General features: G+C 54.5%; 5 protein-coding genes. All 5 read left to right on the top strand.

Going from position 1 to position 3,999, the window contains the following annotated elements; translation table 11 throughout:
• Positions 1-1,059 (top strand): D-2-hydroxyacid dehydrogenase (locus O6944_04405; GenBank protein MCZ6718380.1); only part of this gene is annotated, 1,059 nt, incomplete at its 5' end.
• Between the two features lie 393 nt (positions 1,060-1,452).
• A complete protein-coding gene (locus tag O6944_04400; GenBank protein MCZ6718379.1) occupies positions 1,453-1,734 on the top strand; it encodes a hypothetical protein in 282 nt (93 codons plus the stop codon).
• 156 nt (positions 1,735-1,890) lie between these two features.
• The gene (locus O6944_04395) at positions 1,891-2,769 is read left to right on the top strand and encodes a hypothetical protein (GenBank protein ID MCZ6718378.1); all 879 of its coding nucleotides are present in this window, start codon (positions 1,891-1,893) and stop codon (positions 2,767-2,769) included.
• 73 nt (positions 2,770-2,842) lie between these two features.
• On the top strand, positions 2,843-3,304 hold the full coding sequence (locus O6944_04390) for a rhodanese-like domain-containing protein (GenBank protein MCZ6718377.1): 462 nt from the start codon (positions 2,843-2,845) through the stop codon (positions 3,302-3,304).
• A 311-nt stretch (positions 3,305-3,615) separates the two neighbouring features.
• Complete coding sequence (locus O6944_04385; protein MCZ6718376.1) at positions 3,616-3,927, top strand: type II toxin-antitoxin system RelE/ParE family toxin; 312 nt, start codon at positions 3,616-3,618, stop codon at positions 3,925-3,927.
• Positions 3,928-3,999: the final 72 nt, after the last annotated feature.

Here is a 3,999-nt window from a genome sequence, read left to right as displayed (position 1 = left end):
CTTCTCAACATCCTGCTGCTCGGTGCTGTGGGAGAGTCTGTCACCGAGAAGATTAGCGCGATTGATCCACGCATTCGGGTTGTGGATGCACGCGGGAAGTTCGAGGTCGAGTATGCCGAAACCTGGCCGGCAGAATCCGTTCGTCGCTATGTGCCGCAATCACTCGTAGCAGCAAACACCTCGACCCGCGCCGAGCGGGACGCGCTGCTAGCCGAAGCCGAGGTCATCTGCATTCGATTCCCTTTTCCGCTCGACTTACGCGCTCGGGCGCCGCGCCTCAAGTGGCTCCACCAAACGCCTGCGGGTGCCTCAAATTTGCGCGTGGGCGATATGTGGGGCAGCGACGTCGTCGTCACAACGTCGCGTGGGCTAAATAACCCTTTGCCTATTGCGGAATATGTTCTGTCCACGATCTTCCTCTTTGCCAAGTCTTTGCCTCAAGCGTTCCATGATCAGAACAATCAGGCATTCGAACGCCGAGAATATCGTCCCATACTGGTACAGGGGAAAACTATAGGCATTATCGGCCTGGGTGGCATTGGGAGCGCTGTCGCGCGTCTCGCCAAAGCAGTCGGGATGCGGGTTATGGCAACGCGTCGGTCAGCAACCACTCCACACACGAAGACGCAAGACGTTGACGAACTGCTCCCGCCAGCAGAGCTGTCTATTCTGCTTGAGCAGAGCGATTTTGTTGTCTTGAGCACCCAATGGACACCGGAAACGGATGGACTCATGGCTGAAGCTGAGCTGCGTCAGATGAAACCGAGTGCGTATCTCATTAACGTTGCCCGTGGTGAGTTAATTGACCAATCTGCCTTAACTACAGCGTTACGTGAGGGCTGGATTGCTGGGGCAGGCTTAGATGTCTACAGCGGAGAATTCACCGGACCGCCACCAGAAGAACTCTGGCAACTGCCGAATGTCATGATCACTCCGCATACGTCAGGTGGAACCGATGTCCAGCAAGCAAAAGGCATAGAGTTATTTTGCGATAATCTACAGCGCTATATCACCGGCCTATCCCTCCTGAACGTATTGGACTGGGAGCGGGGCTACTGAAGCCGGGCAACGGCAACGGTTGGGAAATGGGCCAGTTCACGTCGAATTACATTTTCAGCTACCTCCTCCGCTACCGCAAGCTGCGCGCGGGGTGCCGCCTAACCACGAAGAAGCTCCCAGCTTTTGTCTTGTCTATACAATCCCGACAATCCTGCCCCGCGAACTGGACGGGACATAAAGACGAAGACATTGTTTTTTCCTTGTCTTGTCTTTACACTCCTGCCGTCTTGAACTGACTTGAAAGGAAAAAAGACCAGCATCGTGTTTGGCCGGTATTCCTCACGTCTGCTCCATCTTGTGACCCTCGGGACTTTCCTGACCTATTTGCTCGCGGGAGCGAGCTTGGCCTTGCCCGCTGTCCAGCATTGTGACCGGTGCTCTAGAGAGAAGCAGGTGAGCGCAATCCGGTCTGGCGCGTCATGCCCATTGTCTGCGCGTGGCCCGCACTGTCACACCGCCCACCGACACACCACGGGCAAAATTAGCATGTGTCCTGATGGCTGCTTACACCATGAGCAGGGGGGAGAAGTCTCCAGCGTCGCGAAGTTTCTTTTCCTTAATGCCGCGTATACCGCGTCCGGACTCCCCATCGGTCCGCCGGTCGGCGAACGACAACGGCTGTTACCCGATGGGTATCGGGCCCTGCCGCCGCACCCGCCACCGCCAGCCCTCTAGGCACCTGCATAACGTCTCATCGCTCCATGAACTGCCCCTGTCGGGTCAGAAGAGGTGCGTCTGTATCGGACCGCCTGTTTCTGATCTGGCCAGCGTGGCTCAACGCACTCTGCCCGGAGAGGTCTTTGTGTGTCCGCCAGGGTGAGGAGGAAACCTATGCGTTACAAATGTGTCCAGTGGCTCGTTGTGTGTGGAATTTGTGTGTGTCTCGGTCCTTCGCTTGTCTCGGCTCATGGGGTCGTGGGGAAGCGGAAATTTATCGAGCCCTTTGTGGCCGAAGATGCCAATCCCAACGATGGATTCGTATTGGCAAAGCTCGGCCACTTTAATCTCAAGGAAGGGAATACGTTTTCCGTGGCGAATATCCTCGAAAAACGGTTCTCCAAAAATTTCAGCCTCGCCCTCGAAAATGAGTGGGTAACGCATAGACAAGGAGGCGAAGAAAATGCTTCGGGCTTTCAGAATCTCGGCGTATTACTCAAATACGCCCTGTTCCGCAGTGCAGCCCATGAATTTATTCTCTCGTCGGGCTTTGAAGTCGAAATCCCCGTCGGCGAGGAAGATATCGGAGCCGAACAAGACGTCGCGCTTGCCCCCTTACTCCTGTATGCCAAAGGCTTTGGAGACCTGCCCCAGCGCATGGGGTTTTTGCGGCCTTTTGCGCTGATGGGCGATGCCGGGTTTGATATCCTACTGAACAACGGGGAAACGGAATTCTTGTACGACTTTGTTTTCATGTATGACCTCCAGTATCTTCAAGACCACGTGCAGGATGTGGGGCTACCGTGGCCGATGAACCGCCTCGTGCCGGTGGTGGAGTTGAACTTTGAGACGGTGGTCAACGGCCCGGAGCGGGTCACTGAGGCGTTCATTACCCCGGGGCTCATATACAGGGGCAAGTATGTCCAACTCGGCATAGCAGGCCAATTCCCACTCAATTCGAGCACCAATCGGGAGTTTGACAGCGGAATCTTGTTCAGCATCAACTTATTTTATGACGATATAATCTCCGCCTTTGCGGGGGCCCCTCTTTAGGGGTTGCAGCATTTCTAATGAATTGCTGCACTGGCAAAGCTAAATGATAAGATTGAGAGGTTAAAGAAATTCAATGCGAGCATCGAGAATAGCATTCATTACATTCAGCATCCTTTTGGGCTGTTCTGAGCAGGACCCAACGTTAAAGGGCGTCGACGACTATAAGGCCGAAGCGCTAGCTGCCGTTGTCTCCCATGATGTGCGCAATGCCATAGAATTAGTTGATGATGACTCTGTCATCTTCGTGGACGTCCGCGAAGGGGAGGAAATCGTAAAAAATGGCATAATAAAGGGAGCTGTTCATGTCCCGCGTGGACTCCTGGAGTTTTACATCGATCCGAAGAGTTCCAAGCATATGGATACTTTCAGCTCCGGGAAGAAAATAATCTTCTACTGTGCAACAGGCGGACGTTCGTTACTGGCGGCTAAGTTGGCCAAGGATATGGGCGTGCCAGATCCCGTGTATCTCGAAGGCGGTTTTAAAGCCTGGTTAGAGGCGGGTGGCGCAATTATCCCGTCAACTGTTGCGGAATAGCACGATGTCCTTTGTATGCTTTGGCGGCGCTTACGGGGCACCGGCAACCGCAAGCTGCGCGTGGGGTGCCCCTAACCACTAACAAACTCACAGCTTTTGTATTGTCTAGGCAATTCTGCCACGCAAATTGGAGGGGCTGCCGGGCGCGTGGGTCCTTGTAATCACCCATAGTGATATGCGAAGGGGATAAGGTCTGAGAATGACTCTCCTTTCGGTAGCAAGTGGCCCAGTCTCCCCCTTTCGTTGCCAGCGTCCTATCACAGCGCATGATTTTTCTTGACAAGTGTTGACAATTATTCCAACATTCTCCTATGGTCAGAAACACGCGGGCGATCTCCTGGGTGCGGGCGGCGCGAAAAGACTTCGAGCGGTTCCCTGCCGGTACTCAGCTTACTATCCGCCGCGCCTTGACCGTTGTCGCCGAAGGCCAGATGGCGGATACGGCCAAGCCGATGAAGGGGCTTGGTTCTGGCGTGTTTGAAATCGCGCTACGCTATCGCACCGATGCCTACCGTGTCGTGTATGCAGTGCAGCTTGCCGGTGCAGTGTGGGTCGTGCATACGTTTCAGAAGAAATCAAAGACCGGTATCAAAACGCCTCAGAGGGTGTCTAAAAAGGGGTAGCGGGGTGTGATAGCAGAGGGGGATGAAGCAGCGACGAGCGTATCCAACGGATTTGACTAATGCGGAGTGGGA

The organism is Gammaproteobacteria bacterium (assembly GCA_027296625.1).
In the GTDB taxonomy this organism is placed as follows: domain Bacteria; phylum Pseudomonadota; class Gammaproteobacteria; order JAKEHO01; family JAKEHO01; genus JAKEHO01.
The sequence above is the reverse complement of the archived record's forward strand: the minus strand, read 5'-3'. Positions and strand labels throughout refer to the sequence as shown.